The 24930-nt window shown below is 62.9% G+C and carries 26 protein-coding genes; 7 read left to right on the forward strand and 19 right to left on the reverse strand.

Annotation, left to right across the window (positions count from 1 at the left end; translation table 11 throughout):
• Positions 1–5: 5 nt before the first annotated feature.
• The 10 genes from C1949_RS01835 to C1949_RS01880 all read right to left on the reverse strand — a co-directional run bounded on the left by C1949_RS01835 (position 6) and on the right by C1949_RS01880 (position 13270).
• Positions 6–1634, reverse strand: a complete 1629-nt coding sequence (locus tag C1949_RS01835; protein WP_229744310.1) for a sensor histidine kinase — start codon at positions 1632–1634, stop codon at positions 6–8.
• Between the two features lie 33 nt (positions 1635–1667).
• On the reverse strand, positions 1668–6047 hold the full coding sequence (locus C1949_RS01840; RefSeq protein WP_104736754.1) for a PAS domain-containing protein: 4380 nt from the start codon (positions 6045–6047) through the stop codon (positions 1668–1670).
• A gap of 77 nt (positions 6048–6124) precedes the next feature.
• The gene (locus C1949_RS01845; RefSeq protein WP_104736755.1) at positions 6125–6898 is read right to left on the reverse strand and encodes an SDR family NAD(P)-dependent oxidoreductase; all 774 of its coding nucleotides are present in this window, start codon (positions 6896–6898) and stop codon (positions 6125–6127) included.
• A gap of 97 nt (positions 6899–6995) precedes the next feature.
• Positions 6996–8372, reverse strand: coding sequence for an ATP-binding protein (locus C1949_RS01850; RefSeq protein WP_104736756.1), 1377 nt, complete (start codon positions 8370–8372; stop codon positions 6996–6998).
• The gene (locus C1949_RS01855; RefSeq protein WP_104736757.1) at positions 8369–9031 is read right to left on the reverse strand and encodes a response regulator; all 663 of its coding nucleotides are present in this window, start codon (positions 9029–9031) and stop codon (positions 8369–8371) included. Before C1949_RS01855 ends, C1949_RS01850 begins: the two co-directional genes overlap by 4 nt.
• Before the next feature lie 3 nt (positions 9032–9034).
• Positions 9035–9664: a tetratricopeptide repeat protein gene (locus C1949_RS01860; RefSeq protein WP_104736758.1), complete on the reverse strand. Its 630-nt coding sequence runs from the start codon at positions 9662–9664 to the stop codon at positions 9035–9037.
• A gap of 2 nt (positions 9665–9666) precedes the next feature.
• The gene (locus C1949_RS01865; RefSeq protein ID WP_104736759.1) at positions 9667–10473 is read right to left on the reverse strand and encodes an SDR family oxidoreductase; all 807 of its coding nucleotides are present in this window, start codon (positions 10471–10473) and stop codon (positions 9667–9669) included.
• On the reverse strand, positions 10457–11140 hold the full coding sequence (locus C1949_RS01870; protein WP_104736760.1) for an iron-containing redox enzyme family protein: 684 nt from the start codon (positions 11138–11140) through the stop codon (positions 10457–10459). Before C1949_RS01870 ends, C1949_RS01865 begins: the two co-directional genes overlap by 17 nt.
• Positions 11137–12597, reverse strand: a complete 1461-nt coding sequence (locus tag C1949_RS01875) for an AMP-binding protein (RefSeq protein ID WP_104736761.1) — start codon at positions 12595–12597, stop codon at positions 11137–11139. Before C1949_RS01875 ends, C1949_RS01870 begins: the two co-directional genes overlap by 4 nt.
• On the reverse strand, positions 12584–13270 hold the full coding sequence (locus C1949_RS01880) for a thermostable hemolysin (protein WP_104736762.1): 687 nt from the start codon (positions 13268–13270) through the stop codon (positions 12584–12586). The genes C1949_RS01875 and C1949_RS01880 overlap by 14 nt, the downstream gene beginning before the upstream one ends.
• A 401-nt stretch (positions 13271–13671) precedes the next feature.
• Between C1949_RS01880 and gltS the strand changes: the two genes are divergently transcribed.
• Positions 13672–14883: a sodium/glutamate symporter gene (gene gltS / locus C1949_RS01885; RefSeq protein ID WP_104736763.1), complete on the forward strand. Its 1212-nt coding sequence runs from the start codon at positions 13672–13674 to the stop codon at positions 14881–14883.
• On the opposite strand, the gene C1949_RS01890 is transcribed toward gltS, so the two are convergent.
• Positions 14873–15322, reverse strand: coding sequence for an OsmC family protein (locus tag C1949_RS01890; RefSeq protein ID WP_104736764.1), 450 nt, complete (start codon positions 15320–15322; stop codon positions 14873–14875). The genes gltS and C1949_RS01890 overlap by 11 nt on opposite strands.
• 93 nt (positions 15323–15415) lie before the next feature.
• Here C1949_RS01890 and C1949_RS01895 point away from each other — a divergent pair, with 93 nt between their 5' ends.
• Genes C1949_RS01895 through C1949_RS01920 form a run of 6 tightly spaced genes read left to right on the forward strand, consistent with a single transcriptional unit; the run spans position 15416 to position 19011 of the window.
• Positions 15416–15742, forward strand: coding sequence for an ArsR/SmtB family transcription factor (locus tag C1949_RS01895; protein ID WP_104736765.1), 327 nt, complete (start codon positions 15416–15418; stop codon positions 15740–15742).
• Positions 15732–16163 (forward strand): YeeE/YedE family protein, encoded by a 432-nt coding sequence (locus C1949_RS01900; RefSeq protein ID WP_104736766.1) that lies wholly within the window; start codon positions 15732–15734, stop codon positions 16161–16163. Before C1949_RS01895 ends, C1949_RS01900 begins: the two co-directional genes overlap by 11 nt.
• A 3-nt stretch (positions 16164–16166) precedes the next feature.
• Entirely contained in the window at positions 16167–16586 is a 420-nt protein-coding gene (locus tag C1949_RS01905) for a DUF6691 family protein (protein ID WP_104736767.1), read from the forward strand.
• Positions 16583–18328: a SulP family inorganic anion transporter gene (locus C1949_RS01910; RefSeq protein ID WP_211287036.1), complete on the forward strand. Its 1746-nt coding sequence runs from the start codon at positions 16583–16585 to the stop codon at positions 18326–18328. Before C1949_RS01905 ends, C1949_RS01910 begins: the two co-directional genes overlap by 4 nt.
• A 2-nt stretch (positions 18329–18330) precedes the next feature.
• The gene (locus C1949_RS01915) at positions 18331–18516 is read left to right on the forward strand and encodes a YgaP family membrane protein (protein WP_104736768.1); all 186 of its coding nucleotides are present in this window, start codon (positions 18331–18333) and stop codon (positions 18514–18516) included.
• A 30-nt stretch (positions 18517–18546) separates the two neighbouring features.
• Positions 18547–19011: a c-type cytochrome gene (locus C1949_RS01920; protein ID WP_104736769.1), complete on the forward strand. Its 465-nt coding sequence runs from the start codon at positions 18547–18549 to the stop codon at positions 19009–19011.
• An 82-nt stretch (positions 19012–19093) separates the two neighbouring features.
• On the opposite strand, the gene C1949_RS01925 is transcribed toward C1949_RS01920, so the two are convergent.
• From C1949_RS01925 to C1949_RS01960, 8 genes are all read right to left on the reverse strand, one after another.
• Positions 19094–19807 (reverse strand): cytochrome b/b6 domain-containing protein, encoded by a 714-nt coding sequence (locus C1949_RS01925; RefSeq protein ID WP_211287038.1) that lies wholly within the window; start codon positions 19805–19807, stop codon positions 19094–19096.
• A gap of 62 nt (positions 19808–19869) precedes the next feature.
• Positions 19870–20652, reverse strand: coding sequence for an SDR family oxidoreductase (locus tag C1949_RS01930; RefSeq protein WP_104736770.1), 783 nt, complete (start codon positions 20650–20652; stop codon positions 19870–19872).
• Between the two features lie 151 nt (positions 20653–20803).
• Entirely contained in the window at positions 20804–21577 is a 774-nt protein-coding gene (gene map, locus C1949_RS01935; RefSeq protein WP_104736771.1) for a type I methionyl aminopeptidase, read from the reverse strand.
• Positions 21570–21776, reverse strand: a complete 207-nt coding sequence (locus tag C1949_RS01940; RefSeq protein WP_104736772.1) for a ParD-like family protein — start codon at positions 21774–21776, stop codon at positions 21570–21572. Before C1949_RS01940 ends, map begins: the two co-directional genes overlap by 8 nt.
• 203 nt (positions 21777–21979) lie before the next feature.
• Positions 21980–22447 (reverse strand): hypothetical protein, encoded by a 468-nt coding sequence (locus tag C1949_RS01945; RefSeq protein ID WP_104736773.1) that lies wholly within the window; start codon positions 22445–22447, stop codon positions 21980–21982.
• Positions 22422–22982 (reverse strand): RDD family protein, encoded by a 561-nt coding sequence (locus C1949_RS01950; protein ID WP_104736774.1) that lies wholly within the window; start codon positions 22980–22982, stop codon positions 22422–22424. The genes C1949_RS01945 and C1949_RS01950 overlap by 26 nt, the downstream gene beginning before the upstream one ends.
• Before the next feature lie 275 nt (positions 22983–23257).
• Positions 23258–24013, reverse strand: a complete 756-nt coding sequence (locus tag C1949_RS01955) for a sulfite exporter TauE/SafE family protein (RefSeq protein WP_104736775.1) — start codon at positions 24011–24013, stop codon at positions 23258–23260.
• 99 nt (positions 24014–24112) lie between these two features.
• The gene (locus C1949_RS01960) at positions 24113–24898 is read right to left on the reverse strand and encodes an SDR family oxidoreductase (protein ID WP_104736776.1); all 786 of its coding nucleotides are present in this window, start codon (positions 24896–24898) and stop codon (positions 24113–24115) included.
• Between the last annotated feature and the right edge of the window lie 32 nt (positions 24899–24930).

Genomic DNA, 24930 nt, shown 5'->3' on the forward strand with positions numbered 1-24930 from the left:
CAACGTCAAGGTGGTGGCACACTGCCTTGTGTTGGCTGGTTTTCTGGCACCGCCAGCGGCAGAGTAAACCAGAAGCAGGAGCCCTTGTCTGTTTCCGACTCTACCCCAACCTGTCCGTTCATGAGTTCAACCAATTCCTTGCAGATGGCGAGGCCGAGGCCGGTGCCACCACGTTGGCGCTTGTTGGAATTATCCAGTTGAGTGAACTTGTTGAACAGCTGCGGTTGCTGTTCCAGTTCAATACCGATCCCCTGATCAACGACGCGAACGGTGGCAGAGTCACCTTGTTGCTGCCACGCGATCTGAACCGGATCGCCCGGGTGCGAGAACTTGGCGGCGTTCGACAGGTAGTTGGCCAGCACTTGTTGCAGGCGGCGTTGATCGGCGATCACGTTGAGATCGGGCAGGTTGTCGGCGATGCGCCAGTGCACCTGGAAGCGGTCCGCATAGGGGTGGTTGCTTTCCATTGCCTGGATAACCTGTGCTCGCAGCGCCAGCGGTTCAAGCTGCAGCTCCACCTTGCCGGCCTCAAGCTTTTCCATGTCGAGCAGATCGTTGACCAGTTCGTTGAGCCGCTGACTGTTCTCCCGGGCGATGTCCAGCAACCGTTCACCGGCGGCGGAACGGGGATCGGTTTTACCGCTGCCCAACAGCCCGACAGCGCCGCTGAGTGCCGTCAGTGGTGTGCGTAGCTCATGGCTGACGGTGGCCAGGAAGTGACTCTTCATATTGCTTGCGCGCCGAATCTCGGAAATGTCGTGCATTACCACGATAGCCGCTCCCGGGCCGTCGCGCTCGGGATACAGCTGGCCACCACTGCATAGCACGTAGCGTAGCGGTTGGCCGGCAGCAGCAATACAGATTTCCACGTTCTCCACTGGCTTGCCCTGCCAGGCGCTAACCAGTGGTATGTCGTCTCTGGCGAGCGGGGTGCAACCGTCGGCGGCGTAGAGGTCGTAGTAGTGTGCCCAGTCTGCCGGCGGCAGCGTGAGTACATCGGCGCCATGCCAGTGCTGGGCTGTGGTGTTGAACAGGGTCAGGGTGCCGTCGTCGGAGCAGGCAACCACGCCGGCCTTGAGTGAGTCGAGCAGGCGCTGGTTCAGAGCCTGCTGGTGTTCCAGTTCCCGGGTTTTGGCGTTGCTTTGCAGTATGTTGAGGCGCAACTGCAGCTGGAACTCTGCCAGTCGGGCGAGCCGCTGCAGGGTGTCGCGCTCCTTGTCGCTGAGAGTTCGTGGCTGCCGGTCAATCACGCAGAGGGTGCCGATCAGCTGGCCGTCAGGGCTGGCGATTGGCATACCGGCATAAAAGCGGATCTCGGGAAAGCCGGTAACCAGTGGGTTATTTGCGAAGCGCGGGTCTTGGCGAGCATCAGGCACCTCCATCAGCGCAGCCTGGTTTATCGCGTGGGCGCAGAACGCCATTTCTCTTGGCGTCTCGGTGACGTCCAGGCCGACCCTGCTCTTGAACCACTGGCGGTGGCCATCGACCAGGGAAATCAGCGCGATCGGGGTGCTTAGCCAGTGGGCGGCCAGCGCCGTCAGGTCGTCAAAGGCCTGCTCGCTGGGCGTGTCCAGGACCTGCAGGGCCTTCAGGGCGGCCAGACGCTGCTGTTCGTTGCTGGTGGGGTTGTTCACGCGGTCTCCTGGAAACTTCTTCATGCCTTCAGTCTAGACAGTCTTTGCGGTGATATGGGCGGTAGTGCAGGGCAATCGTATCCAGAACCGTGAACCCACGCCCTCACGGGACTCGAAGCCGATATCGCCATCCATCCGCCGCACCAGCTCCCGGGTAATGGCCAGACCCAACCCGGAGCCCGTGCGTTTGCGGGTGCTGGTGCTGTCGACCTGGAAGAACTTGTCGAAGATGCGCTCGTGCTCCTGTGGGGCAATACCGATGCCCTCGTCGCGGACGCTGATTTCTACCTGCTCACCCAGGCGCTGGGCGCTGAGCCAGATTCGCCCCTGCGGGTGCGAGAACTTGGCGGCGTTGGACAGCAGGTTGGCCAGTATCTGGCCGAGCCGCTGGCGGTCGACGGTAACGGTTACCTCGTCGATCGGCCCCAGCTGTTGCTTCACCCGGAACTGTTCGGCGTAGCTCTGGTTCAGTTCCAGTGCCTGTTCCAGCAGCGGGCGCAGCGGCAGCGGTTGTAGCTCAATCTTCAGTTTGCCGGCTGACAGTTTGTCCATGTCGAGCAGGTCGTTGATCAGGCGGTGCAGGTTGTCGCTGTTCTGCGCCGCGATGGACAGTAGCCGGTGCATGGTTTCTGGCACCGGACCCAGCGCACCGCCGTCAATCAGTTTGATAGCGCCGCTGATTGCGGTCAGCGGAGTGCGCAATTCGTGGCTGACGGTCGAGACGAACTGCGCTTTGAGCTGTTCAACTCGCGCTTGCTCGGTAACGTCCCAGATAAAGCCGTCGATACCCAGCAGAGAGCCGTCACTGGCGAACTCGCCACGCCCTTTCTCGCGCACCTGCACCACGTGGCCGTCAGCGTGGATCAGCCGGTAGGTGTGCTCGAAGCCGGTTTGGCTGCCGACGGTATTGAGCAGGTCCTGCCGCTGCTGCAGGTCGTCGGGGTGGACGATACTGCTGTAACTGCGGCGCTGGCTGTCGATGAAGTCGCCGGCAGGGTACCCGGTGATCCGCTCAATCTCGTCGCTCAGATAGGACATGGCCCAGTTCTGGCTCGGACGGCAGCGGTACACCGCGCCCGGCAGGTTGCTGACCATGCCGCGGAAGCGAGATTCGCTCTTCTGCAGCGCCCGAGTGGTATTGCTCAGCTCGGTGATATCAAAGGCCATGCCCAGGTAGCCGATAGGCTGGCCATCCTGATCGGCAATACGGGTGACGGTAAGCGAGACCACCCGCCGCCCTCCATCCTTGCGCAGGTAGGTCCAGGGGCGGCTCTCCGAGCCGCCGTTGCGGGCCTCGTGCAAGAACACTTCCAGCCCCTCGATTGGCTTGCCGTAGCGGGCGCTCAGCTCGCGACTGCGTTCCTCGATTTCCTGCTGGGGGTGGAAGCTGACCGGCGACATGTGACCCACCACCTCTTCGGCGCGGTAGCCAAGCAGGTTCTCAGCACCGCTGTTGAACAGGGTGATCAGGCCGCTGGTATTGACCGCGACAATCGAAACCTCGGTTGAGGCGTTGATCACCGCGCCAAGGAAGGCGCGGGCTTCGCGCACTTCCTCGGCCGCAGCCATTTCCTGGCTGATGTCGGCGTGAGTGCCACTCACCCAGAGGGCCCGGCCGTCGGCGTCGCGGCCGGTGACCTGACCGTGGCTCTGAATCCAGACCCAGTGCCCGTCGCTATGGCGTGCACGGTAGCTGTAACGCAGGTGATCGCTCTGTCCGCGCAGGTGAGCGATCACCTGTTGGTGGGCGGCAGGCTGATCATCGGGGTGAATCAACTCGGCCCAGTGCTCGGTCTGCAGCGGCTGTGGCAGGTCCGGCGGGTAGCCGAGCATCTGTAGCCAGCGACCGCTGACCTGTAACTGGTTGCTCGTCAGATCCCACTCCCAGCTGCCGACGCCGGTGGCTTCGATGATGCGGGCCAGCCGCTGCTGCTCGCTGGCCAAGTGTTGCTCGATGCGCTTGCGTACGCTGATGTCGGCGATAAATCCGTGCCAGACAATGTCACCGTTGGCCAGCAGCTCCGGGCTGGAATAGCCGGCAACCCAGATCTCGCCGAGTCGGGGATGACAAATCCGGTACTCCGAGCGCCACTCGCTGAGCTGGCGGGCGGACTCGCTGATTTCCGCCAGAATCCGGTCCTGATCGTCCGGGTGAATCAGCTTGATGGCTGGCGTGGCGCTGACAGTGGCCTGCTCCGGCGTCAGGTCGTAGATGTTGCGAATGCCTTCGCTGCTGAACGGAAACCAGCCGTGGCCATTTGGGCTCAACTGGTACTGATAGACCATGCCCGGCAAGTGCTGGTTGAGCTTGGCAAAGCGCTGCAGCACCGCTTCGCGGGCCTGCTGTTCGGCGTCATGCTCGAGCAGCCCGCTGCACCAGCGGGCGCAGAGCCGCATGAAATCCAGATCAGCCTCGTCGAATGGGCGCTGCCTTGGCGTCCGACTGGAAAAATTGAGGGTGCCGTGGCGGCTGCCGTTGACGAGCAGCGGAATACCGATATAGCTCTCCAGCGCGAATGACTGGTAGCACGGATGGCCGCTAAAGCGTGATGTGCCCATGCTGTCGATGGCCAGCACGTCGTCCTCCTGGTAGGCCAGGCTGCAGTACGTCTGATCGAAGTCGAAGCGGCTACCAACGGTCGGGCTCTGGTCTCCGCTGCTGGCAGCCTGCACCTCATACACGTTGTCAGTGATGCGGCTGACCAGGCCGAGATCAAGCTGCAGATAGTCGCAGCCCAGATCGAGCAGCCGCTCCAATCGCTCCTGGTGGGATAACCCAAAATCGGCGGCAATTCGGTTGAGTGAGCGCAGCGCCAGGCGCTGGCGCTCCAGTCGTTGTTGCAGGGCTTCGTGTTCCTGGCGCTGGTGAATGGCGTGCAGCAACTGGCCCAGGCTGGTCTGCAGCGGCGAGAGAAAGGTGAGCAGCCCGGTATCGGCGGGGCGCTGGCTGCGGCTGAGTGCCAGCATGCCCATCAGCCGTCCGCCGTATAGCAAGGGCAGCAGCGCGGCATTGCTCAGATCGGGATCGTCGCTGTCAATCAGCCGCGCCTGCGGGTCGCCGCTGGCGCTTTCCATCGCGCCGAGCAGGCTGACAGCCGGTGGCTGCACCGGGTTGCGGGAATCTACCACGCCCTGGGGCTGCAGCTGCAGGCGGCCGTTATCGGCATTCAGCGCCTTTGCCAGAATGCCGACCTGATAGCCAGTCAGTTCAAGAATCTGTTCCAGTACCTCGCCCAGGTTGCTGGTCATCTGGTTCTGCTGGATATAGGCAGACTGGGTACGTGCAATGATTTCCAGCAGCCGGCGCTCGTGCTCACGCTTGCGATTTTCGACCCGGATGGCGCTGGCATGACGCACCATCTGCCGGCGCGCGGCGCGATAGCTGCTCAGCAGCAGCACGGTAAACAGGCTGCAGGCAGCGAGCAGCGCCAGCAGCCATTTGGCGGCCAGTTGGCGTTGCTGGCTCTGATGGGCGGCCGCCTCCTGGCTGATGTCACGCCAGAGCAGCAGTGCTGCGGGCTGCATGCCGCCGGTCGGATGATGGATGACGGCGTCGAGTGGGCGTAGGCTGAGTAGCCAGGTTCCCTGCTGGTTGCTGTAGATGCGCTCGAGTTGGTCGGCGTTGAGCGTAGCCAGGGCGTCGCTTAGCCAGCCGGGAACCCGGCCGCCGCTGTGGTCGGCCAGCAACCAGCGACCATGTGCCAGCGGCTGCAGGGGCCAGCTGCCAGCCTCGCTGGCGAGGGCTTTGCTGTTGACCAGCAGGGCTATCCGCTCGGCCGGACCGAGGGAAATCTCCGGCAGCCCAGGGAAGCCGACCTGCAAGGTGGCAATCTGTGGGCTATCGGCGGCATCGCTGGCGAATATTGGGGCGATGGCGCTCTCGCTGCTGCCGTGCTGATACAGCTCAAGACCGCTCGCAGCGCTGCCGTTGCTGGCGGCGCGTAGCAGGGGGCGGTCGACATCGTTACGATCGCCCCAGCGATATGGGTCCTGCATGCGCAGCAGCGCGGTCTGGTCAGCGGAGGAATGGATTTGCAGTTCCCTTGCGCCGGCCTGTTTCAGCAGTTCCCAGAAGCCGTCGAGGTCGCCGATCAATTGCGCGCGCAGGCGCTGCACCTCAGGATGGGCGCGGCCGTGCTGCCGGATCAATTCGTCAACGCGCCGCACCAGACGCTGGGTGTCCGGGTCCTCGGTAAGGCTGTACACCGCGATCTGGGCTTCGCCTCGCTTTGCCTGCTGGGTGTGCTCCAGCGCACGCAGCTCTGCTCGGGCATCGATGAACAGGTCGGTACGCCACTGTTCATCGCGCTGCTGCCAGGCCGAACTGGCAAGGAACAGAAAGAACAGCGCCAGCAACATAATGCCGAGCGGTAGGGCAATGCGCCCGTTGCGTAGGGGTTTCGGGGTGGCCATGAGTATTCCAGGTGCGTCCTCAGGCCTGACGATAGCGGTTTGCCGGGCGCCCTGCCAGCGCCCGGTGCCGGTCCGGTTTACAGGCTGTTGTTAACGTGCCCACCGTCGACGTTGATGATGGTGCCGGTCATGAAGGAGCCCGCCTCGCTGGCGAGTAGCAGCAGCGGGCCATCCAGTTCGTCGAGGCGGCCAAGGCGGCCCATCGGCACCTTGCTGCGCACGTAGTTCTGGCCGTGCTCGGTGTCGAAGTAGTCAGAATTCATTTCGGTGCGGAAGTAGCCGGGGGCAATGGCGTTGACGCGGATACCGTTCTTGGCCAGTTCCATCGCCATGGCCTTGGTCAGCTGCACAACGCCAGCCTTGGCGACGGCATAGTGGGCCAGAGCCTTGCCGACGCGCAGGCCGAGGATCGAGGCGATATTGATTACGCTACCGCCCTGGCCGCTGCCGGCCATCGCCTTGCAGCCGCGATGGGCGACGCGCCAGGCGCCGTCGAGGTTGGTGTCGAGCATACTGCGCCAGTTGCCTTCGTCCATCTCAAGGAAGGGGACCGGGTCGCCGATACCGGCGTTATTGACCAGGATGTCGCACACCCCGAAGGTCTGCTCGGCGGCGCTGAAGCCGGCGTCGACGCTGTCGGCGTCGGTCACGTCCATGGTCACCGCCATCGCCTCATGCCCCTGTTGCTTGAGTTCGTCGACCAGTGCCGACAGGCGATCGGCCCGGCGGGCGGCCAGCACCACGCGCGCGCCAGCGGCAGCCAGTACGCGGGCGAAGTGGGCGCCGAGGCCGCTGGAGGCGCCGGTAATCAGGGCGGTCTTGCCGGTCAGGTCGAAGCGCATGGTGGTCATGAGACGGATCTCCTGTTGTTAGGGATTGGGCAAACAGCGTCCGAGTATCGGTTAACGGACGGTCGGGTACCAGCAAAGGCTGGCTCAGTGATGTTGCTCAATCAGCACTGCCGAGCAGTGCCAGCGGCAGGCTGACCTGCACCAGCAGGCCGCCGAGCGGGCTGTCGCCGAGCTGCAGGTTACCCTGATGGCGCTCGACAATCCGCTGCACAATGGACAGACCCAGCCCGGCGCCTTGGCTGCTGCCCTGGGTGTGGAACCGTTCGAGCAGGCGCTCACGGTCCGCTGCGGCGACTCCGCTCCCGCTGTCTTCGACCCGCAGCACCAACTGGTCTGTCTGGCGCTGCAGGCTGATCAGGATGCGACCGCCATCGGGCGCGTGCTGGATGGCATTGCCGACCAGATTCTGCAGCAGCATGCCTAGACTGCCCGGCTCCATATTGACCTTGTCCGGCAGGTCGCTGTCGCTGATCAGTTCCAATTCCTGGTCTCGCCTCAGCGCCAACGGCAGCAGCTCGGCAACCTCATCGCGGCAGCTCTGCAGCAGGGCAAGCGGGTTCCGCTGCCGTTGCTGCTCGTCGGCCAGGCGTGCCAGGGTGAGCATCTGTGAAATCAACCGGGTGGCGCGTTCGACCCCCTGCCGCAGGTGCTGCAGTGCCTGTTCGCGCTCGCCCTGGTCAGTGGCCTGCATGGCGTTTTCCGCGTGAATCTTCAGGACTGCCAGTGGGGTGCGCAGTTCGTGGGCCGCATCGGCAATAAAGCGCTGCTCGCGGGCCAGTAACTGGTGCAACTGCTCCAGTATGCGATTGAGCGCGGCTTGCACCGGTTCCAGTTCGGCGGGCAGGTCACCCAGTACGATCGGTTGCAGGCTGTTCGGTTCGCGTAGGCGGATCAGCTGGGCCAGCTGGTCGAGGGGCTTGAGTCCGGAGCCGATGGCGAACCAGACCAGCAGCATCATCAGCGGGATGCCGAGCAGATCGGGGACCAGGGTGCCGCGCACGATCTTGTCGACCAGTTCGCCGCGCACGTCACTGCGTTCACCGACCCAGACCGCCAGACCGCTGTCCGGTGACTCGAGCACGTAGCCACGCCACCGGTACGTTTCCTGTTGCAGGTCGGCAAAGCCCGGCTGCCAGTCGGCATCAGTGAGCTGCGGCACGTTGAAGGAGCGGGCAATCACGGTGCCGTTGGCGTCGCGGACCTGAAACGCCAGCTTGCTTTCATAGCGGTGGCCGAGCTTGGGGTGCTCGCCGGTGGTTTCCAGCAGCGCCTGGGCCAGCTGTTCGGTCGGAATCTGGCCCTGCGAGGCACCCAGCAGTCCGATCAGCACCCGCGCACTCTGACCGAGTTGGGCGTCGAACAGTTCTTCTACCTCATGGGTGGAATCATGATGGCTGGCCCAGCCCATGATCAGGGTGCCGACCAGCAGTAGCCCGAGCACCCGAATCAGGATGCGCTTGCGGATGGATTTCATGCGTCGCGTTCTATCATGTAGCCGACGCCGCGTAGCGTGCGGATCAGTCCGCTGAACAGCTTGCGTCGCAGGTGATGGATGTGGACTTCCAGGGTGTTGCTGTCGACTTCTTCGTTCCAGCCATACAGCGATTGCTCCAGCCGGTCGCGGGTCAGTACCCGGTCGGGCTGGGCCATGAGTTCATGCAGCAGCACGAACTCCTTGCGTGACAGGTTGACGTTGCGGCCCTCAAACGTGACCTGTTGGCTCTGCGGGTCGAGGGTAACCCCGCGCAGTTGGATGAGTGGCTCGGCGCGCCCGGCGCTGCGTCGCAGCAAGGCACGGATGCGGGCCTTCAACTCGGCGCTGTCGAAGGGCTTGATCAGGTAGTCGTCGGCGCCGGCATCGAGGCCGGCGATGCGGTCCTGCACGCCATCGCGGGCGGTCAGCACCAGCACCGGTACGGCCTGATGGCGGTCACGCAACTCACGCAGTACCTGCAGGCCGTCCATCCGCGGCAAGCCCAGATCGAGGATGGCCAGATCAAAGGGCTCGCTGCTCAGGGCGTGCAGCGCGCTGGCGCCGTCCTGCAGCCAGTCTAGGGTGTAGCCCTCGCCCTTGAGCGAGGTCAGGATGCCCTCGGCGAGGGAGGTATCGTCTTCTACCAGCAGCAGTCGCATGTATTACCTGTTGGCGATTTTGTCCAGTCGGGCGCGGATTTCAGCCTGGCGGCCTTCGTCGGCCAGCGGACGGTCCGGGCGCGGTGCAGCGCCCTGCGCCTTGAGCAGTGCGCTGCGGGCTTCAGCATAGCGCTTCTGGTCGATCAGGTAATCGGCCCAGAAGAAATTGCTGTCGATGCCGTCCGGATTCAGCACCAGTGCCTGTTGCAGCAACGTCTCGGCCTGCTCGTCGTCGCCAAAGCCGATCGGCCAGCCGGGCACTTGATAGTAGAGCGCTCCCAGACTGGTATAGGCCGAGCCCTGCAGGGCCTGGGGGTCAACCTGCAAAGCGTGTTCGAACAGGCTCTTGGCCTCCTTCACCTTGCCCAGCGCACCGAGTCCGCCTTCAGCGCCGGCCCAACTGCTGAGAATGATGCCGCGCCAGATCAGCAGTGGCGCACTGTCCGGTTCCTGTGCCAGGGCCTGTTCGGCCTCGGCTGCCAGTGCTTCGAAGGCATCGGCTTTCTGATTTTCCGGCAACTGATACTGAATTTCTGCCCAGCGTTTCTGCAGCGGAGCGATATCGGCGGCAAAGGTGCTCAGGCTGAACGTGGCCAGCAGACCGGCGAGAAGATAACGAACCCAGATGGACATGATCAGTGCTCCTTGGTGTGAACAGAAGGTGTGGCGTAATGGCGGATAGTCGGCAACTGGCGGCGCAGGGCCTTGTCGACCAGTCGCGGTAGCAGGCCGTTGAGGCGCACGAACAGCCGCTCAGGAAAGCCCAGATGGACCTCGCGCAGATCGGCATCCAGCGCCTGAACCAGGCGCTCGGCGACCAGCTCGGGGCTGTCCATGCTGACCTGCAGTTCGGCGTTCATGGCTTCCACTGCGGCGTTGTTCATCTCGGTGCGGGTCGCCCGCGGAGCGATGTAGAGCACGCCCACGTTGGTATCGGCCAGCTCCCGGCGCAGCGCTTCGGAAAAACCGCGCAGGGCAAACTTGGTAGCGCAGTAGACGCTGAAACCGGGGTAGCCGATGGACCCGAAGGTCGAGCCGATATTGACTACGCAGCTCTGCGGCTGGCTGCGCAGCAGCGGCAGCAGAGCGTGGGTCAACTGCAGAGTGGCAGTCAGATTGGTCTCGATCAGGTCGTTGATGGCCTGCTCCTGCATGTTCTCGAACAGGCCGAAATGATTGATGCCGGCGGCGTTGATCAGCAGGTTGATGTTGCCCAACTGCTGGGCCTGGCGCAGCACGCTGGCGCGGTCGGCCGGGCGGCGCAGGTCTGCCTGCAGGCAACTGACCTGGGACGGGTTGCGTTCGACCAGCGCCTGCAGCGCCTGATCCTGGCGGCCGACGACCAGCACCTGCGCTCCCCGCGCGCAGAGCGCGGCTACGATGGCGCGGCCCATGCCGCCGGTCGCACCGGTCAGCAGCACACGACTAGCTGACAGCTGCATGGCGCACCTCCTCTTCAACCGAGCCGGGCAGGCTGCGGAACATCTCGGCGTAGAGCCGATAGATCACCTTGGCGGTGTGCAGTACCGCGGTGCGGTCGGCGTCGTTGTCGATGCGATTGACCAGTTGCTCGAAGAACTTCATGTGCTCCAGGTCCAGCGAGCCGTGCGAGGTCAGGTAGCTGAACGCCTGCGGCGGCAGTCCGAGACCTTCTTTCAGGCTGCCGGCAGCCTGGGTAGCCAGCGCGATGCTGGTGCCTTCCAGCACGAACACCATGCCCAGCATCGACATCGGATTGAGTCGGTTGATACGGTCGTACATGGTGCTGACCATCAGCTCGGTGGCCAGCGCCGGCGTGCTGTGGCGGACCGCCTCGGCGTCGCCACCGCAGGCGCGGATGTCGTTGAGAATCCACTCCTGATGGCCGATTTCCTCCTCGATGTACTCGGCCATGGCTTCGCGCACCCATTCGTGGTCACTGTCCAATCGCGAGCCGCAGGCCATCAGCAGTGGCACGGTGTGGCGTACGTGATGGAAGGCCTGGGCGAGAAAGGCGATGTAGCTGTGGCGTTGCACCTCGCCGCGCAGGGCGGCCTGGATCAGCGGCGAACTGAACAGGTATTCGCGCTCACTGGTGGTTTCGGTTTGCAGTTGCTCAAAGAAAGTCATAGCGCAATGTCCTCGGTCAGCAGGCCCAACAGGGCCGGACGATAGTGTTCAATGATCTGCTCACGGCGCAGGCGACCATTGCTGGTCAGCAGGCCGTTGTCTGGGGTGAAGGGTTCGCTGGCGGTCAGCCAGGGGCCGATGCGGGCGTAGTCGGGCAGGCGGCTGTTGGCCTGGGCAATCGCCTCTTCTATGTCGGTTACTCGGAAGGCCGGGCTGCGCGGCACGATCAGTGCCACGTTGACCGGCAGGGCTTCGCCGTAGACCAGGACCTGGGCAATGGCCGGATGGGCGGCGACCTCGGCCTCGACCCATTCGGGGTTGACGTTGCGGCCGTAGGCGGTGATGAACTGGTTTTTCTTGCGGCCGAGGATGTTCAGGTAGCCATCCTCCAGCTTGCCGATATCACCGGTCGGCCACTCGTCGGCGGTCAGCGGCGGCTCGCCGAGATAGCCCAGTGCGCGAGCGCCACGGACCATGATTTCGCCGTCATCGGCAACCCGGATCTGCACGTGCGGCAGGGGCTGACCGACCGTGCCCGGACGGTTGTGGCGGGGGCGGTTGAGACACACGACCGAGGCGCATTCGGACAGGCCATAGCCTTCGAAGACCGGCAGGTCGTGCTTGGCCGCGCGCTCCAGCAGTGACGGTGCAACCCGGCCACCGCCGACGGCAACAAAGCGCAGGCTGCGCGGCAACGGTATACCGGCGTCGGCTGCCTGCAGCAGCCCCTGCAGCAGTTGCGGTACCAGAATCAGGCTGTGTGGCTGGCTCTGGTTCAGCGCGCCCAGCAAGCGGGTCGGGTTGATCTGCGCGCCTTGCAGGCCGGTATCGGTCGGTACGCTGATGCTAGCGCCGTTGAGCAAGGCGGTGATGGCGCCCAGGTTGTCCAGCAGCACGGCCAGTGGCAGCAGAATAAGGTGCTGCTGCGGATCGACCGAAGAACAGGCCTCACGCAGGCTGTCAGCGACCTGCAGCATGGCGCCGGCCGACAGGCAGACGCCCTTCGGTGTGCCGGTGGTGCCGGAGGTAAAGGTGATCTTGGCGGTGCCGGCCGGTATGCCTACGCCGATCGGCGCCCGCTGCCAGCCCAGTGACGTGGCGGCAAATCCCAACGGTTGCAGCTCCGCGGCGTCGTCAGCCATGCCCAGCACGGTATCGACACCGGCGCGGGTCAGCAGGTGCTCACGTTGTTGGTGGGTGAAGAAGGGGGCGATGGGCACGCAGGTCAGGCCGGCTTTGAGCAATGCCAGATCCCACAGCAGCCATTCGCGGCCGTTGGGCAACGCCAGGGCGACGCAGCGGCAGCCGACGGCGCGTAGGTGCTCGGCGCGACGACTGATTTCTGCTGGCAGCTCGGCGTAGCTGATGCTGCCCTGCTCGTCGCTCAGCGCGAGCTTGTTGGGGCGCTCAGCCGCGAAACGGTCGAGGCTGTGCCAGAGGGTTTCAGGCGCAATCATTGGCGATCTCCGGGCCAGTTTGCAGGTAGTCGGGTTGGTAGCGCATACGCTCAAACAGGCCGCGGCGCTCCAGCTGGTTGAAGCCTTCCGGGATATAGCCGGCCATTACCCGCGGTTGGGTGGCGTAGTAGCTGCCCCACTGTAGGCGTGCTTCGCCCAGGCGCAGGGGATCGGCCGGGCCCAGATCAATCGGGCTGAGAGTCAGGCGCTGGAAGCTGTTGAGCAGCATTGGCGTGCCGGTGAATACCACCCAGGTGTATCCGCTGGTCGCCAGGTAGTGGGTCAGTGCGATGATCAGCAGACGACCGGCGCCAGGGGCCAGGGCCGCCAGGTTGCCGACCTCGACCACCTGTTCGCGGTGCACCGGCAGATCGGTGTGCTGACGGATGGCGTCGCACACGGGCTGATCCAGATAGTGCTCAAGAAACAGCGGGCCTTCAGCACCGCCGCGCATGCCGACACCGGCGCGCAGTTCGCCCAGTTGGCACAGGCCCAGCAGTTCCGGCATGAATTGTTGGACGTCGGCACCGTAGGTGGCGGCAAAGCAATCGTGAACAAAGTGCTCCAGCCGTGACCGCAGTCGGCAGTCGGAATGCTGGGGTGCGTGCAGCAAGGTGGCGTCATCGCCCAGGCGGGCGAGCTGCCGAGCCTGTGGAACCGGGGTCTGTGACATGGCATTCCTCCTCATGTTGGGGAGGAGAATGGCGGGCGAATCTTAAGATCGGCTTAAGCGAAGCCCTATTGATCGATGCTTGCTGCATTTTCGTCATTTCCGCGCAGGCGGGAATCCACCGAGACGCGGGCACCGTGATGGATCCCCGCCTGCGCGGGGATGACGTGGTTTTGGGGCTCGTGCGAGGGGGCTGATCGGGCGAGGTGAGATATTGGATTCCGCTCGGTCACAGCATGCTGTGACACTACGATTGACGCAGATCCGGTGCAGCCCGCCCGCGAAATTTCTCCATGTGCGTAGGGGCTCGACATGCCGTGCCCGCCCCCTTCGGGGTTGAGCGCTTCCTCATGCCGGGGTATATCCTGTCCCCTGCTCTCCACGCCACCAACCCGAGACCTGTCATGGAACAGACTGCCCTGCTGATCAATACGCCAACCACCCTGGCGCTGACGGTGATTGCGCTGTGGCTGGGCTACTGGATCAATCGGCGAGTGAGTCTGCTGAGTCGCTACAACATTCCGGCGGCGGTCAGCGGCGGGCTGACTGTCAGTGCGTTGGTGGCGGTGATTCAGCTGCTGTCTGATCGCGAGATTTTGTTTGATCTGGAACTGCGCAATCTGTTGCTGATCGCGTTTTTCAGCACCATTGGCCTGTCGTCGCGATTGCGACAATTGCTGGCCGGTGGGCGCGCGCTGGCGATCATGCTGGGGTTGGCGGTGGTGTTTCTGTTGTGCCAGAACCTGGTCGGTACGCTGCTGGCGCTGGGACTGGGGGAAAGCCCGCTGTATGGGCTGATTGGCGGCAGTATTTCGCTGGCTGGTGGCCACGGCACCGCGCTCACCTGGGGGCAGTTGTTCGAGGAACACTTCCAGCTGGCTAACGCCAGCACCCTGGGGTTGGCGATGGCGACCGCGGGTTTGATCAGCGGTGGCCTGCTGGGTGGGCCGGTATCGGCCTGGCTGATTCGACGTCACCAGTTGGCCAGCCGCGAGGTCGAGAGCGAGATGCCGCAGCTGGAAGCGCACGGCAAGACGACCTACCTGATCGATCTGGATCATCTGCTGACCGCGGTGCTGCTGATCGCGCTGTGTTTTGCGCTGGGTGCCAGTGTTTACGATTGGTTGTCGGGGCTGGGTCTGCGGTTGCCGGCGTTTCTGACTTCCATGTTCCTCGGCATCCTGCTCGCCAACGGGCTGGATATGGCGGGCGTGGAGGTCGATGCCAGACCGATCCAACTGGTCGGCGACCTCAGCCTGCAGCTGTTTCTCGGCATGAGTCTGATCAGCCTGCCGCTGCTGTCATTGCAGGGCGCGTTCGGAGTGATCGGTATCATGCTGCTGATGCAGGCCCTGATGATCACCCTGTTTACCGTGTTTCTGGTGTTTCCGCTGCTGGGGCGTAATTACGATGCAGCCTGCATCAGCGCAGGTTTTATCGGCATGGGGCTGGGCGCAACGCCAGTCGGCATCGCCAATATAGATGCCTTGACCAGCCGTTACGGTCCCAGCCCCAAGGCCTATCTGGTGATCCCGCTGCTCGGTGCCTTCTTTATCGACATCGCCAACGCGACGCTGGTGCAGACGTTGCTTGAGTTCAAGCTGTTCAACCCTTGAGCAGGGTGCCTTCGCTGTCGAGTACCTTGAGCTGGATCGGCAGGGCGGCGGCGACGCTTTGCGAGACTGTGCAAAACTGCTCGAACTGGTCGAGGATGCGCTCCAGCCGTTCAAAACTGCTGGCCGGATGGCCGAGATGCAGGGTCACCTCCACGCTGACTACGCGCATCCGGTTCTGCTCGTTGCGGCCGATCAGGCCAGCCGCCTCGGTACGGATGCCATCGTTCGGCTGGCGGAATTTGGCCAGGGCGAAGATCAGGCTGTCGCTCAGGCAGTTGGCCAGCGCGGTAACCAGCAGCTGAGCCGGGCTGGGGCCTTCGTTGTTGCCCAGTGGTGCCGGCTCGTCGGTGATCAGCGGTGGCGTGCCGTTGCTGAAGCGGGCTTCAAAGCGATAGCCCTGCTGCTGTTCAAGGGTGACTTCTACGCGATCCTCACTCATTGCTGGCTCCATTTTCGTTAGCTTGCTTGCAAACAATCTATTTTTTTATATATTGTTAGTCAATAGAATGTTCCAAGAGATCGTACTGCTGTCATGAACAATCAATCCGATATCCAGCGCCTGCGCAATTCTGCCGATCAGGCCCATCAACTGCTCAAGGCGCTCGCCAATCGTGACCGGTTGCTGCTGCTTTGTCAGCTGGTTGATGGCGAGCGCAATGTCAGCGAGTTGGAGACGTTGCTGGGCATCGTCCAGCCGACCCTGTCGCAGCAACTGGCGGTATTGCGTCGTGAAGGGCTGGTCGACACCCGTCGTGAAGGCAAGCAGGTCTACTACCGGGTGGCCAGCCGCGAGGCATTAGCCATTCTCCATACCCTTTACGGCCTGTTCTGTGCCGAGGAGACCCCTGATGAGCATTGATTGGGCTGCCTTTACCCCGTGGTCAGCGTTGCTGGGCGGGGCGCTGATTGGCGCGGCAGCGGCGTTGTTGATGCTGTTCAACGGCCGCATTGCCGGCATCAGCGGGCTGGTTGGCCGGCTGCTGACGCCCCAGGCGGGTAACGGTGAGGCGCTGTTGTTTGTGCTTGGTTTGCTGCTGGCACCCTGGCTGTACATGGCGCTGGCCGGTGAAATTAACGTGCAGGTCGAGGCCGGCCCCGTTGCCCTTATCGTCGCTGGGTTGCTGGTCGGTTTCGGCGCCCGGCTGGGCTCGGGGTGCACCAGCGGCCACGGTGTCTGCGGCCTGTCCCGGCTGTCGCCGCGCTCGCTGGTCGCTACCCTGAGTTTCATGGGCGCGGGTTTTATTACCGTGTTCGTTCTCCGTCACCTGCTGGGAGTCTGAATCATGCGTGGACTGATTGCGTTGGCCAGCGGCCTGCTGTTCGGTTTCGGCCTGCTGATCTCGGGCATGGCCAACCCGGCCAAAGTGCTTGGCTTTCTTGATCTGGCGGGTGCCTGGGACCCGTCGTTGGCGCTGGTCATGGCGGGCGCGATTGGTGTTGCCTTCCTGCCCATGCAGTGGGTTCAGCGCCGTGGTACGACCCTACGGGGCGAGCAGGCGCAGCTGCCGACCAGCAGGACGATCGATCGCCGCCTGGTCATCGGCAGCCTGCTGTTTGGCGCTGGCTGGGGCGTGGCCGGTTTCTGCCCGGGGCCGGGGCTGGTCGCGGCCTCCGCATTGATTCCGCAGGCGCTGTTGTTTGTCGCCGCGATGCTGCTGGGCATGTGGCTATTTGCCCAATATGACCGCCGGGTGAAGGCGTGAGTCAGGATCTGCGCCTGCAACCGCCGGGCAGCAATGCGCTGTTCGGCTGGATGCGCCACTACCGACGTGCCTGGCTGGCGGGTGATCTGACAGCCGGGCTGGTGGTTGGCATCATGATCATCCCGCAGAGCATGGCCTACGCGATGCTGGCCGGATTACCGGTGCAGATCGGCCTGTATGCCAGCATTTTGCCGCTGATTGGTTATGCGCTGCTGGGCAGCAGTATGACGCTGTCGGTCGGCCCTGTGGCGGTCACCGGGTTGATGACCGCCACCCTGCTCGCCCCGCTGGCCACTGCCGGCTCGGCCGATTACCTGCAGTTGGCAATCTGGCTGGCGCTGCTGTCTGGGGGCATGCTGTTGGCATTCGGGTTATTGCGGTTGGGTTTTCTGGCCAACTTTCTTAGTCATCCGGTGATCAGCGGTTTTATTAGCGGTGCGGCGATTCTGATCGTGCTCAGCCAGCTGCCGAAGATGCTTGGCCTGGCAGCCTGGCCGGACGACCCGCTGACCCTGTCGAGCAGCTGGGACAACAGCAATTCGCTGGTGCTCGCCATGGGCCTGACAGCACTGTGCTGGCTGATCTATGCGCGCAGCAGGCTGGCTGCGCACCTCGGTGCGCTGGGCCTGTCTGCGACCGTGGCCGGCCTGTTGGCCCGGCTGGCGCCGATTCTGGTGGTGGTGCTTGGTGTGGTACTCACCCTGCTGGCTGATTTGCCGAGTCATGGTGTGCCGGTGGTGGGTGAGATTCCGGCCGGGCTGCCGGCACTAGTATGGCAACCCCCCGACCTGTCGGCGCTACGCTCGCTGCTGCTGCCGGCAGCGCTGATCAGTCTGGTCAGCTTTGTTGAAAGCGTCTCGATTGCCCAGTCGCTGGCACGGAGAAAACGCCAGAGCATCGACCCGGATCGCGAGCTGCTGGGGCTTGGCGCTGCCAATATTGGCGCCGGCTTGAGTGGCGGCTTTGCGGTGTGCGGCGGCTTTTCGCGTTCCAGTGTGAACATCGAGGCTGGTGCCAACACACCGCTGGCCGGAGTGATATCCGCGTTGGTAATTGGCCTGATTCTGATCAGCATCGCGCCGCTGTTTGCCTGGCTACCGCAGGTGGTGCTGGCGGTGGTAATTCTGGTTGCAGTGGTGCCGCTGGTCGATCTGGCCAGTCTGCGTCGCGCCTGGCGCTACGACCGGGCGGAAGGCCTGACCCTGCTCAGCACCGCCGCTGGTGTGCTGGTGCTGGGCATTGAGGCGGGTATCGTGCTGGGCGTTTGCTTCGCCATCGTTGCCCAGCTCTGGCGCGGCAGTCGCCCGCATGTGGCGGTGGTCGGCCGGGTGCCGGATACCCACTACTTTCGCAATACCAAGCGCCATTTGGTCGAAACCGAACCGCACCTGCTGGCGCTGCGAATCGACGAGAACATCTTCTTTGCCAACACCAAGGCGGTCGAGCAGGCCATCTCGCAGGCGCTGGCCGAGTACCCGGACACCAGAGAAGTGTTACTGATTCTGTCGGCGGTCAATCACATCGACAGCACCGGGCTGGACATGCTCAGCGAGCTGACCGAGGGCCTGCGCGAGCGTGATATCCGGCTGCACCTCGCAGAGGTCAAGGGGCCGGTGATGGACCAACTGCAGCATACCGACTGGATCCGGCAGCAGATCGCCCAGGTTTTCCCCAGCACCGATATCGCCTTTAACACCCTGGGCAAGGTCAGAGACCGCGCCCCAGAGCACTCAGGAGAGTAGCCATGAAAGCCAATGTAGGTACTATTGATCGTGTTCTTCGCATCCTTGTGGGTGTATTGCTGATTGCCCTGACCCTGACCGGCACAATCGGACTTTGGGGCTGGATCGGTGTGGTGCCGCTGGCAACCGGAGCGTTCCGCTTCTGCCCGCTGTATCCGCTGCTGGGGATCAACACCTGCGGGAAGTGAACCGCCAGAACAACCAAAAAAGGAGTTTGTATGAAATCCGTGATGACCACCCTGCTGGGCTCTGCCCTGCTCGCTACCAGCCTCTCTGCTGCCGCGATGGACCCGGAAAAGCAGATTGAAACCCGCCAGGCCGGTTTTACCTATATGGCCTGGAACATGGGCAAGATCAAGGCCCAGGTAATCGACGGCAGTGTTGAATACAACCAGCAACAGGTCGAGGCCGCGGCCAACACCATTGCTGCGATTGCCAACTCGGGTATCGGCGCGTTGTTCGGTCCGGGCACCGAGCAGGATATCGGCGATGTGCATACCCGTGTCGATCCGGCATTGTTTGAGAACATGCAGGACGTTGCCCAGCTGGCCGGCAATATGGGTACCGCTGCCAATACCCTGGCCGCCAAGGCGGCGACCGGTGACCAGTCGGAAATCCGTATGGCCTTTGCCGAGGTAGGCAAGACCTGCAAGGCCTGCCACGACAAGTATCGGCTGGATTGATGCGCTATGCGTGACGACAAAACCCCGCCATCTGGCGGGGTTTTGTTTTATAGGCGTAACTGGTGGCGCCGGTTGAGAAGGCCTACCAGGCCGGCACGGCTGGCGCCGGCGGCGGCGCGGGAATCCAGGCACCGGAGGCAAACCAGATAGCGGCCGCGGCGATGACCAGCGCGATCACCAGTGCAACCCAGCCGCCGCCCTTCACCTCTTCAACCTGATTGGCCGGCACCTCTGCCTTGCCGTGAATCATCGGCCCTAGCAGGTTCTTGCCGCGCAGCCGATACAGCACGATAGCCAGGATATGCAGCCCCAGCAGGGCGTAGATCAGTTCTTCGGTAGAACGGTGCCAGCCGCTGAGCAGGCTGCCAGTGTCGCTCGAAACCAGCCGGCTGAGCGGGCCATAGAAGGCTACATCGTCGTTGCTGAACAGGCCGGTCACTGCCTGAAACGCCATCAGCCCGAGCAGGGCAAATACCGACAGCGCCCCGATTGGGTTGTGCCCCAGCACCTGCCAACGGCCGCTCAGGTAGGCCTTGAGACGGGCCGGAGTAGGGAAAAAGCTGGCAAAGCGCGAGTGGGTCGAGCCACACAGCCCCCAAACCAGGCGGAAGGCCAGCAGGCCGATCACGGCGATACCAAAGCGCTCGTGCCATTCAATCCAGTTGCCACCGAGACTGATGGTCACCAGCGCGCCGGTGACGGTCAGTGCCAGCAGCCAGTGAAACAGACGCAGGGGAAGATCCCAGACCAGGGTTTTCATCAGGGCAGACTCGTGGTTGTCGGACAGAGGCTGCAAGGCTACCCCTCTGCAGCCAGGGCTCGCAAGCATCTGGGCGGAGGGGTGCGTTGATATGTCGCTCAGGGCTGCATGTTACGACCCAGCTTGTCGCGCAGCAGCTCCGGGTTGTTGCTGGCGGCCTTGTCCAGCTCGGCCAGTTCTTCGGGGATGTACCAGTGCAGTTGATCCGAGTGGTAGCTGTTCCACACCGCCTTGGCCACCTCAATCGCCTCAATCAGCCGGAATGCCCCCTTGTCCGGCGCTGCCGCCATCATCTCCTCGCTGGGCATCCCGGTCTTGATCAGCCCCGGTAGCGCGTCGGCGCAGCGGATGTCGTAGCGGCGAAACTCGTTGGACAGCGCCTCGGTCAGGCCTTTGACTGCGTGCTTGCTGGCCGAGTACACCGCGATCAGCGGCATGCCCATGGTGGCCGAGGATGACGAGGTGTTGAAGCACAGCGCATTCGGTGTCGCCTTGAGCAGCGGCAGCGCGCTGTGGGTGCCGTTGAGTACACCGATGACGTTGACGTTAATAATCTTCAGCTGATCTTCAAAGGGCAGCTCATCGAAGAAGCCGCGCATGACGATGCCGGCGTTGTTGAACAGAATGTCCATGCGCCCGTCGGTGGCTTCGGCAAACGTTGCCACGGCGGCATCAAACTGGCCCTTGTCACTGACATCCAGCGTCTGGATTACGCAGTTGTCGGCGCCCAGCTCTGCCTGCAGTGCCTGCAGACCGTCCAGATTCAGGTCGAAGGCACCGATAAACCAGCCCTTTTCGCGAAACAGACGCGCGGTTTCGCGGCCCATACCCGATGCCGCGCCGGTGATGAAAATCGACTGCCGCCCTGCTGCCAGTGTCATACGCCCATCCTCTTGTTGGTGTTGTAGATCAGCTGACGGTAGCACCGCGGGCCGGCCTTGGGAGCCAATCGGCAGTGCGGCTGATTGAGCAGCAATCAGAGGGGTGATGAAGCGCCGCCGGGCGGGGCGCTGACGTGTTTTGTGGGACGGGTCAGACGCGCTCTTCCTCGCGCAGGGTGAGTACCTCGTAACCGTCCGCGGTCACCGCGATGGTGTGCTCCCACTGGGCGGACAGCTGCTGATCGCAGGTCACCACGGTCCAGCCGTCCTTTAGCGTCTTGGTTCGTGCCGTGCCCTGATTGATCATCGGCTCGATGGTGAAGGTCATGCCCTCGCGCAGTACTAGACCTTTGCCCTGGCGACCGAAATGCAGAACCTCAGGCGCTTCATGCATCTCGCGGCCGATGCCGTGCCCGCAGTACTCGCGCACCACCGTGTAGCCACTGCCCTCGGCATGACGCTGAATGGCGTGGCCGACATCGCCCAGGGTGGCGCCGGGTTTGACCTCCTTGATGCCCTCCCACATGGCGTCGTAGGTCTTGGCGACCAGCCGCTTTGCCGCTGCCGACACCTCGCCAATCAGGTACATCTTGCTGGAGTCGGCGATAAACCCGCCCTTCTCCAGGGTAATGTCGATATTGACGATGTCGCCATCAGCCAGCACCTGCTTGTCCGACGGCACACCGTGGCAGACGACATGGTTGACCGAGCTGTTGAGTACGTACTTGAAACCGTACTGGCCCTTGCTGGCCGGTCGCGCGCCGAGCTGGTCGACAATGTAGCGCTCGGCCAGATCGTTGATCGCCATGGTCGACATGCCAGCCTTGATCTGCCCATCGAGGTAGGCAAACACCGCCGCCAGCAGCCTGCCCGACTCGCGCATCAGCGCCATCTCCTGCGGCGTTTTCAGCCTGATCTCAGGCATCGGAAAGCATCCTCATCTCGACCTCGGCATGCCGCAGCTGCGCGCGCATGATGTCGGTAAACGACATACCTGGGTTGGCCTCGGCCAGCATGCCGATCTTCATCCAGTACTCCGCCTGCGCGTTGATCGAGCGAACCATGACCGAGCTGGCCTTGCGGACCTCCTCGTGCAGCTCATCGTTGATCTTGACGATACCCATACCTGAACCTGACTATATGAAAAGAGGGCAAATCGTATATGAAGCATATATGGTATGCAATGCGCAGCTGGCTACCGCAGCCGTGTCGTCGAAACAATCACTCACCAAATAGACGCTTTTCCCGGCATCAGTGATATTGCCGTGACCGGCAGCATGTAGGCTTGCTGCAGCAGCAAGGGCTCCGTGCACTGGTGTGGGGCTTGTCAGGAGGCCGCTTTGGCCGGGCGGCATGCGGGAGGGATTGGCCTTAGCGCCAGCAATATCGGCACGATCACGAAGAAGCCTAGCGGTATCGTCAGCGTAGTGATGGCAAGCCAGAATAACGGCGTACCGCGCTTACACTCTGACAGTCGATCTATCAGTGTGACCATGGCTATCATGCTCAGAACGATGGTCGGGATAAGCACGAAGCTGGATATGTTGATGAACCCAAGTACCGTCAGCGCTGCCAGCATGCAGGCCCAGGCATAGATGCCTAGTGCCAGCGTCAGTGCCGAGGTTAGGACGGGAAACTGCTGCCGCGATGTGCCCTCGCCCTTATCCGAGCTGAAGTAGCTGTCGTTGCGAAAGTCATAGGTTTGCGGGCTGTCACCAAGGATGTGACTGACGTCCAGCTCTGCAAACGCTGGCTCAGGGCGCGCCAGATTAAGTCCTTCCCGCTGTATTGTCATGCTCACCTCCTTGTGACTCCTGCCCCTTAAGCTGCGACGTATTGGCCTTTGATGTTGCGATCCACGCATTCGTAGCGCTGCTCGAGTCACGCTCCAAATCGGGTGTTAACGGCGAGATAGCCGGCTCGTTGTTGTGGCCGGTATGTCTGAGGTCGACAACTCTGGTATTGGCAATCAGGTCCCCAATGCGCGGGCCTGACATGAGCAGGGATATCAGCTCGATCAGAAAGCCTATAGGGAAAAAGAAATATATGAAAAAGTTGCGACCGAGCGACTGCAGGGGGTGAGCACGCATGCCCGTTTTGGTGCTGATCACGGCGATGCCCATTATCTTTTTCCCAATGCTCTGACCGGTCAGACCCTCACCAAACAGCAGGTAGAGAATGAATAACAGCAACGTCAGCATGGAGATCGCATCGGCCTGCTGGTGGCCTATAAAAGCGACATTCGTACAGAGAACCAGGAGCAGTGCGACAAGCATGTCCAGAAATCGTGCAGCTACGCGTCGTCCGATGCTTGGGGAGCTTAGTGCCATTGTGTTACCCCCGGGGTGGTTGTCGACCTTATCAAAGGGTTGGTGCGTTGAGAGGCGGGCCTGAGGGGCTGGGTGGAGGCATTCTGATTGCGAGTGCCAATGGCATTCTCGCTTGCTGCGGCTGACGACGTTGCCGCGGGGGGCCGTTGGTGACGAGGCATCCTTGCTCCAGCTAGTAGCGCTGCGCAGCTCGCAGCTGATGGCATAGTGCAATCTCTGGTCTTATTTGCCAAGCGGTCTTGCGGCGGTCAGAGCTTTCTTGAAAACGCTTGGTATCAAAGTACCGCCTTGCCCAACAGCAGTAATCCTGTCACCACCAGCAGGCTGTACACCACCTGCCGAAAGCGCTGTTCGTTCAGGCGGTGGTGGAGGATCTCGCCGAGTACCACGCCGATTACCAGCAGCGGCAGGTAGCTGGCGATGCGTGGCAGGTTGGGCAGCAGGCTGCCGTCGAGCAGGAACAGCACGGTCATGCTGCTGTTGAGGGTGAACCAGACGCTGATCAGGGTGGCGCGCAGCTGGCTTTTGTCCAGTCGGGTGCCGGCCAGGGCGTAGACCAGCAGCGGGCCGCCGGAGGCGAACAGGCCGTGGGTCAGGCCGGCGCCGAGGGTCAGGCTGCGGCTCAGCCAGCTCGGGTGCGGCGGGCTGATATGACCACGGAACATGCGTAGCAGCTCACGACCGGCAAACCACAGCACCAGCACACCGAACAGCGCCTTGAGCAGCTCGCCGCTGAGCCACGGTCGCAGGCCGTAGCCCTGCAGCATGCCGATCAGCATCAGCGGCAAGATCAGCTTGAGTAGTGTTGGCCAGTGGATGTGCTGGCGATTGCGCCAGGCCAGATAGCCGCTCATACAGATATTGAGCGGCACCAGTACCGGCAGCATGGCCGGAATCGGCAACAGCAATGCGCCGAGCGACAGGGCAATGACGATACTGCCGAAGCCGGTGATGGCTTCGATGGTGTAGGCCAGCAGAATAAACAGCCCGAGCCAGAGCCAGGGATTGAGCAGCAGGGTGTCGAGGGACATGGTGTCTTCTTGTTGTCGCGGGTGTTTAAGGAATCCGGAGAACGTCCGCGCCATCACGCGTTGGCGCTGAGCCGGATTCTGCGTCCCGCCGGTTGGTGATCAGCCCAGCTCGCCGGCAAAACGCTTGCGTACCTGGCGCAGATACAGCGCCGGGGCAAAACGCCAGAGCAGGCTGCCGAAGCGGGAAACCGGCTCGGGCAGCAGCCAACGGTGCCGTTTTACCAGTGCTTCGTCAATCAGACCGACCATCCATTCCGGGGTGCGCATGCCGCCGACCATGGAGCGCGCGTGGCTGGCGGGCTTGCCGTCCTTGCCGAGGGCGTTGTGCTCGATCGGGGTGTCGAGAAAGCTCGGATAGACCATCAGCACGTGGATGTTGTCGCGCTCCAGTTCCAGCCGCAGCACCTCGAAGAACTGGGTCAGTGCACCCTTGGCCGCGCAGTAGGCGGCGCGGCCCGGTACCGGCATCCAGCCGGCCATTGAACCGATGCAGAGAATCTCGCCGGCACTGGCGCGCAGCAGTGGCAGCGCGGCCATGGTCAGCTCGACCGGGCCCTGCCAATCCACCGCCATGACCTTGCGGAACACCGCCGGATCGGTCTGATGCGCTGGTGAGCGGTGGGTGATGCCGGCGTTGTTGACCAGTCGATCAAGGCGACCGAAGTGGTCGCTGGTGGCCTTGATCAGCCGCTGGATATCGTCGGCGCTGGTGATGTCGGCGGTGACGGTGAGCACCCGTTTGGGGGCGTTCAGTTCCTCTTCGCGCTGCTTGAGCAGCGCTTCGTTGACGTCGGCCATGACCAGGCTGTGGCCGGCGTCGAACCAGCGCTTGGCCATCGCCCAGCCGAGGCCGGAAGCAGCGCCGGTGATCAGAATGACTTTCATGGGGGAGCTCCCTTTGGTCGCAGCGGTAAGCT

The organism is Halopseudomonas oceani, from assembly GCF_002903165.1.
In the GTDB taxonomy this organism is placed as follows: Bacteria; Pseudomonadota; Gammaproteobacteria; order Pseudomonadales; family Pseudomonadaceae; genus Halopseudomonas; species Halopseudomonas oceani.

Bases quoted from the DNA above. Each gene is read 5' to 3' on its own strand.
- C1949_RS01840 (WP_104736754.1), bottom strand. From the start codon at position 6,047: ATGGCCACCCCGAAACCCCTACGCAACGGGCGCATTGCCCTACCGCTC.
- C1949_RS01845 (WP_104736755.1), bottom strand. From the start codon at position 6,898: ATGACCACCATGCGCTTCGACCTGACCGGCAAGACCGCCCTGATTACC.
- C1949_RS01850 (WP_104736756.1), bottom strand. From the start codon at position 8,372: ATGAAATCCATCCGCAAGCGCATCCTGATTCGGGTGCTCGGGCTACTG.
- C1949_RS01855 (WP_104736757.1), bottom strand. From the start codon at position 9,031: ATGCGACTGCTGCTGGTAGAAGACGATACCTCCCTCGCCGAGGGCATC.
- C1949_RS01860 (WP_104736758.1), bottom strand. From the start codon at position 9,664: ATGTCCATCTGGGTTCGTTATCTTCTCGCCGGTCTGCTGGCCACGTTC.
- C1949_RS01865 (WP_104736759.1), bottom strand. From the start codon at position 10,473: ATGCAGCTGTCAGCTAGTCGTGTGCTGCTGACCGGTGCGACCGGCGGC.
- C1949_RS01870 (WP_104736760.1), bottom strand. From the start codon at position 11,140: ATGACTTTCTTTGAGCAACTGCAAACCGAAACCACCAGTGAGCGCGAA.
- C1949_RS01875 (WP_104736761.1), bottom strand. From the start codon at position 12,597: ATGATTGCGCCTGAAACCCTCTGGCACAGCCTCGACCGTTTCGCGGCT.
- C1949_RS01880 (WP_104736762.1), bottom strand. From the start codon at position 13,270: ATGTCACAGACCCCGGTTCCACAGGCTCGGCAGCTCGCCCGCCTGGGC.
- gltS (WP_104736763.1), top strand. From the start codon at position 13,672: ATGGAACAGACTGCCCTGCTGATCAATACGCCAACCACCCTGGCGCTG.
- C1949_RS01890 (WP_104736764.1), bottom strand. From the start codon at position 15,322: ATGAGTGAGGATCGCGTAGAAGTCACCCTTGAACAGCAGCAGGGCTAT.
- C1949_RS01895 (WP_104736765.1), top strand. From the start codon at position 15,416: ATGAACAATCAATCCGATATCCAGCGCCTGCGCAATTCTGCCGATCAG.
- C1949_RS01900 (WP_104736766.1), top strand. From the start codon at position 15,732: ATGAGCATTGATTGGGCTGCCTTTACCCCGTGGTCAGCGTTGCTGGGC.
- C1949_RS01905 (WP_104736767.1), top strand. From the start codon at position 16,167: ATGCGTGGACTGATTGCGTTGGCCAGCGGCCTGCTGTTCGGTTTCGGC.
- C1949_RS01915 (WP_104736768.1), top strand. From the start codon at position 18,331: ATGAAAGCCAATGTAGGTACTATTGATCGTGTTCTTCGCATCCTTGTG.
- C1949_RS01920 (WP_104736769.1), top strand. From the start codon at position 18,547: ATGAAATCCGTGATGACCACCCTGCTGGGCTCTGCCCTGCTCGCTACC.
- C1949_RS01930 (WP_104736770.1), bottom strand. From the start codon at position 20,652: ATGACACTGGCAGCAGGGCGGCAGTCGATTTTCATCACCGGCGCGGCA.
- map (WP_104736771.1), bottom strand. From the start codon at position 21,577: ATGCCTGAGATCAGGCTGAAAACGCCGCAGGAGATGGCGCTGATGCGC.
- C1949_RS01940 (WP_104736772.1), bottom strand. From the start codon at position 21,776: ATGGGTATCGTCAAGATCAACGATGAGCTGCACGAGGAGGTCCGCAAG.
- C1949_RS01945 (WP_104736773.1), bottom strand. From the start codon at position 22,447: ATGACAATACAGCGGGAAGGACTTAATCTGGCGCGCCCTGAGCCAGCG.
- C1949_RS01950 (WP_104736774.1), bottom strand. From the start codon at position 22,982: ATGGCACTAAGCTCCCCAAGCATCGGACGACGCGTAGCTGCACGATTT.
- C1949_RS01955 (WP_104736775.1), bottom strand. From the start codon at position 24,013: ATGTCCCTCGACACCCTGCTGCTCAATCCCTGGCTCTGGCTCGGGCTG.
- C1949_RS01960 (WP_104736776.1), bottom strand. From the start codon at position 24,898: ATGAAAGTCATTCTGATCACCGGCGCTGCTTCCGGCCTCGGCTGGGCG.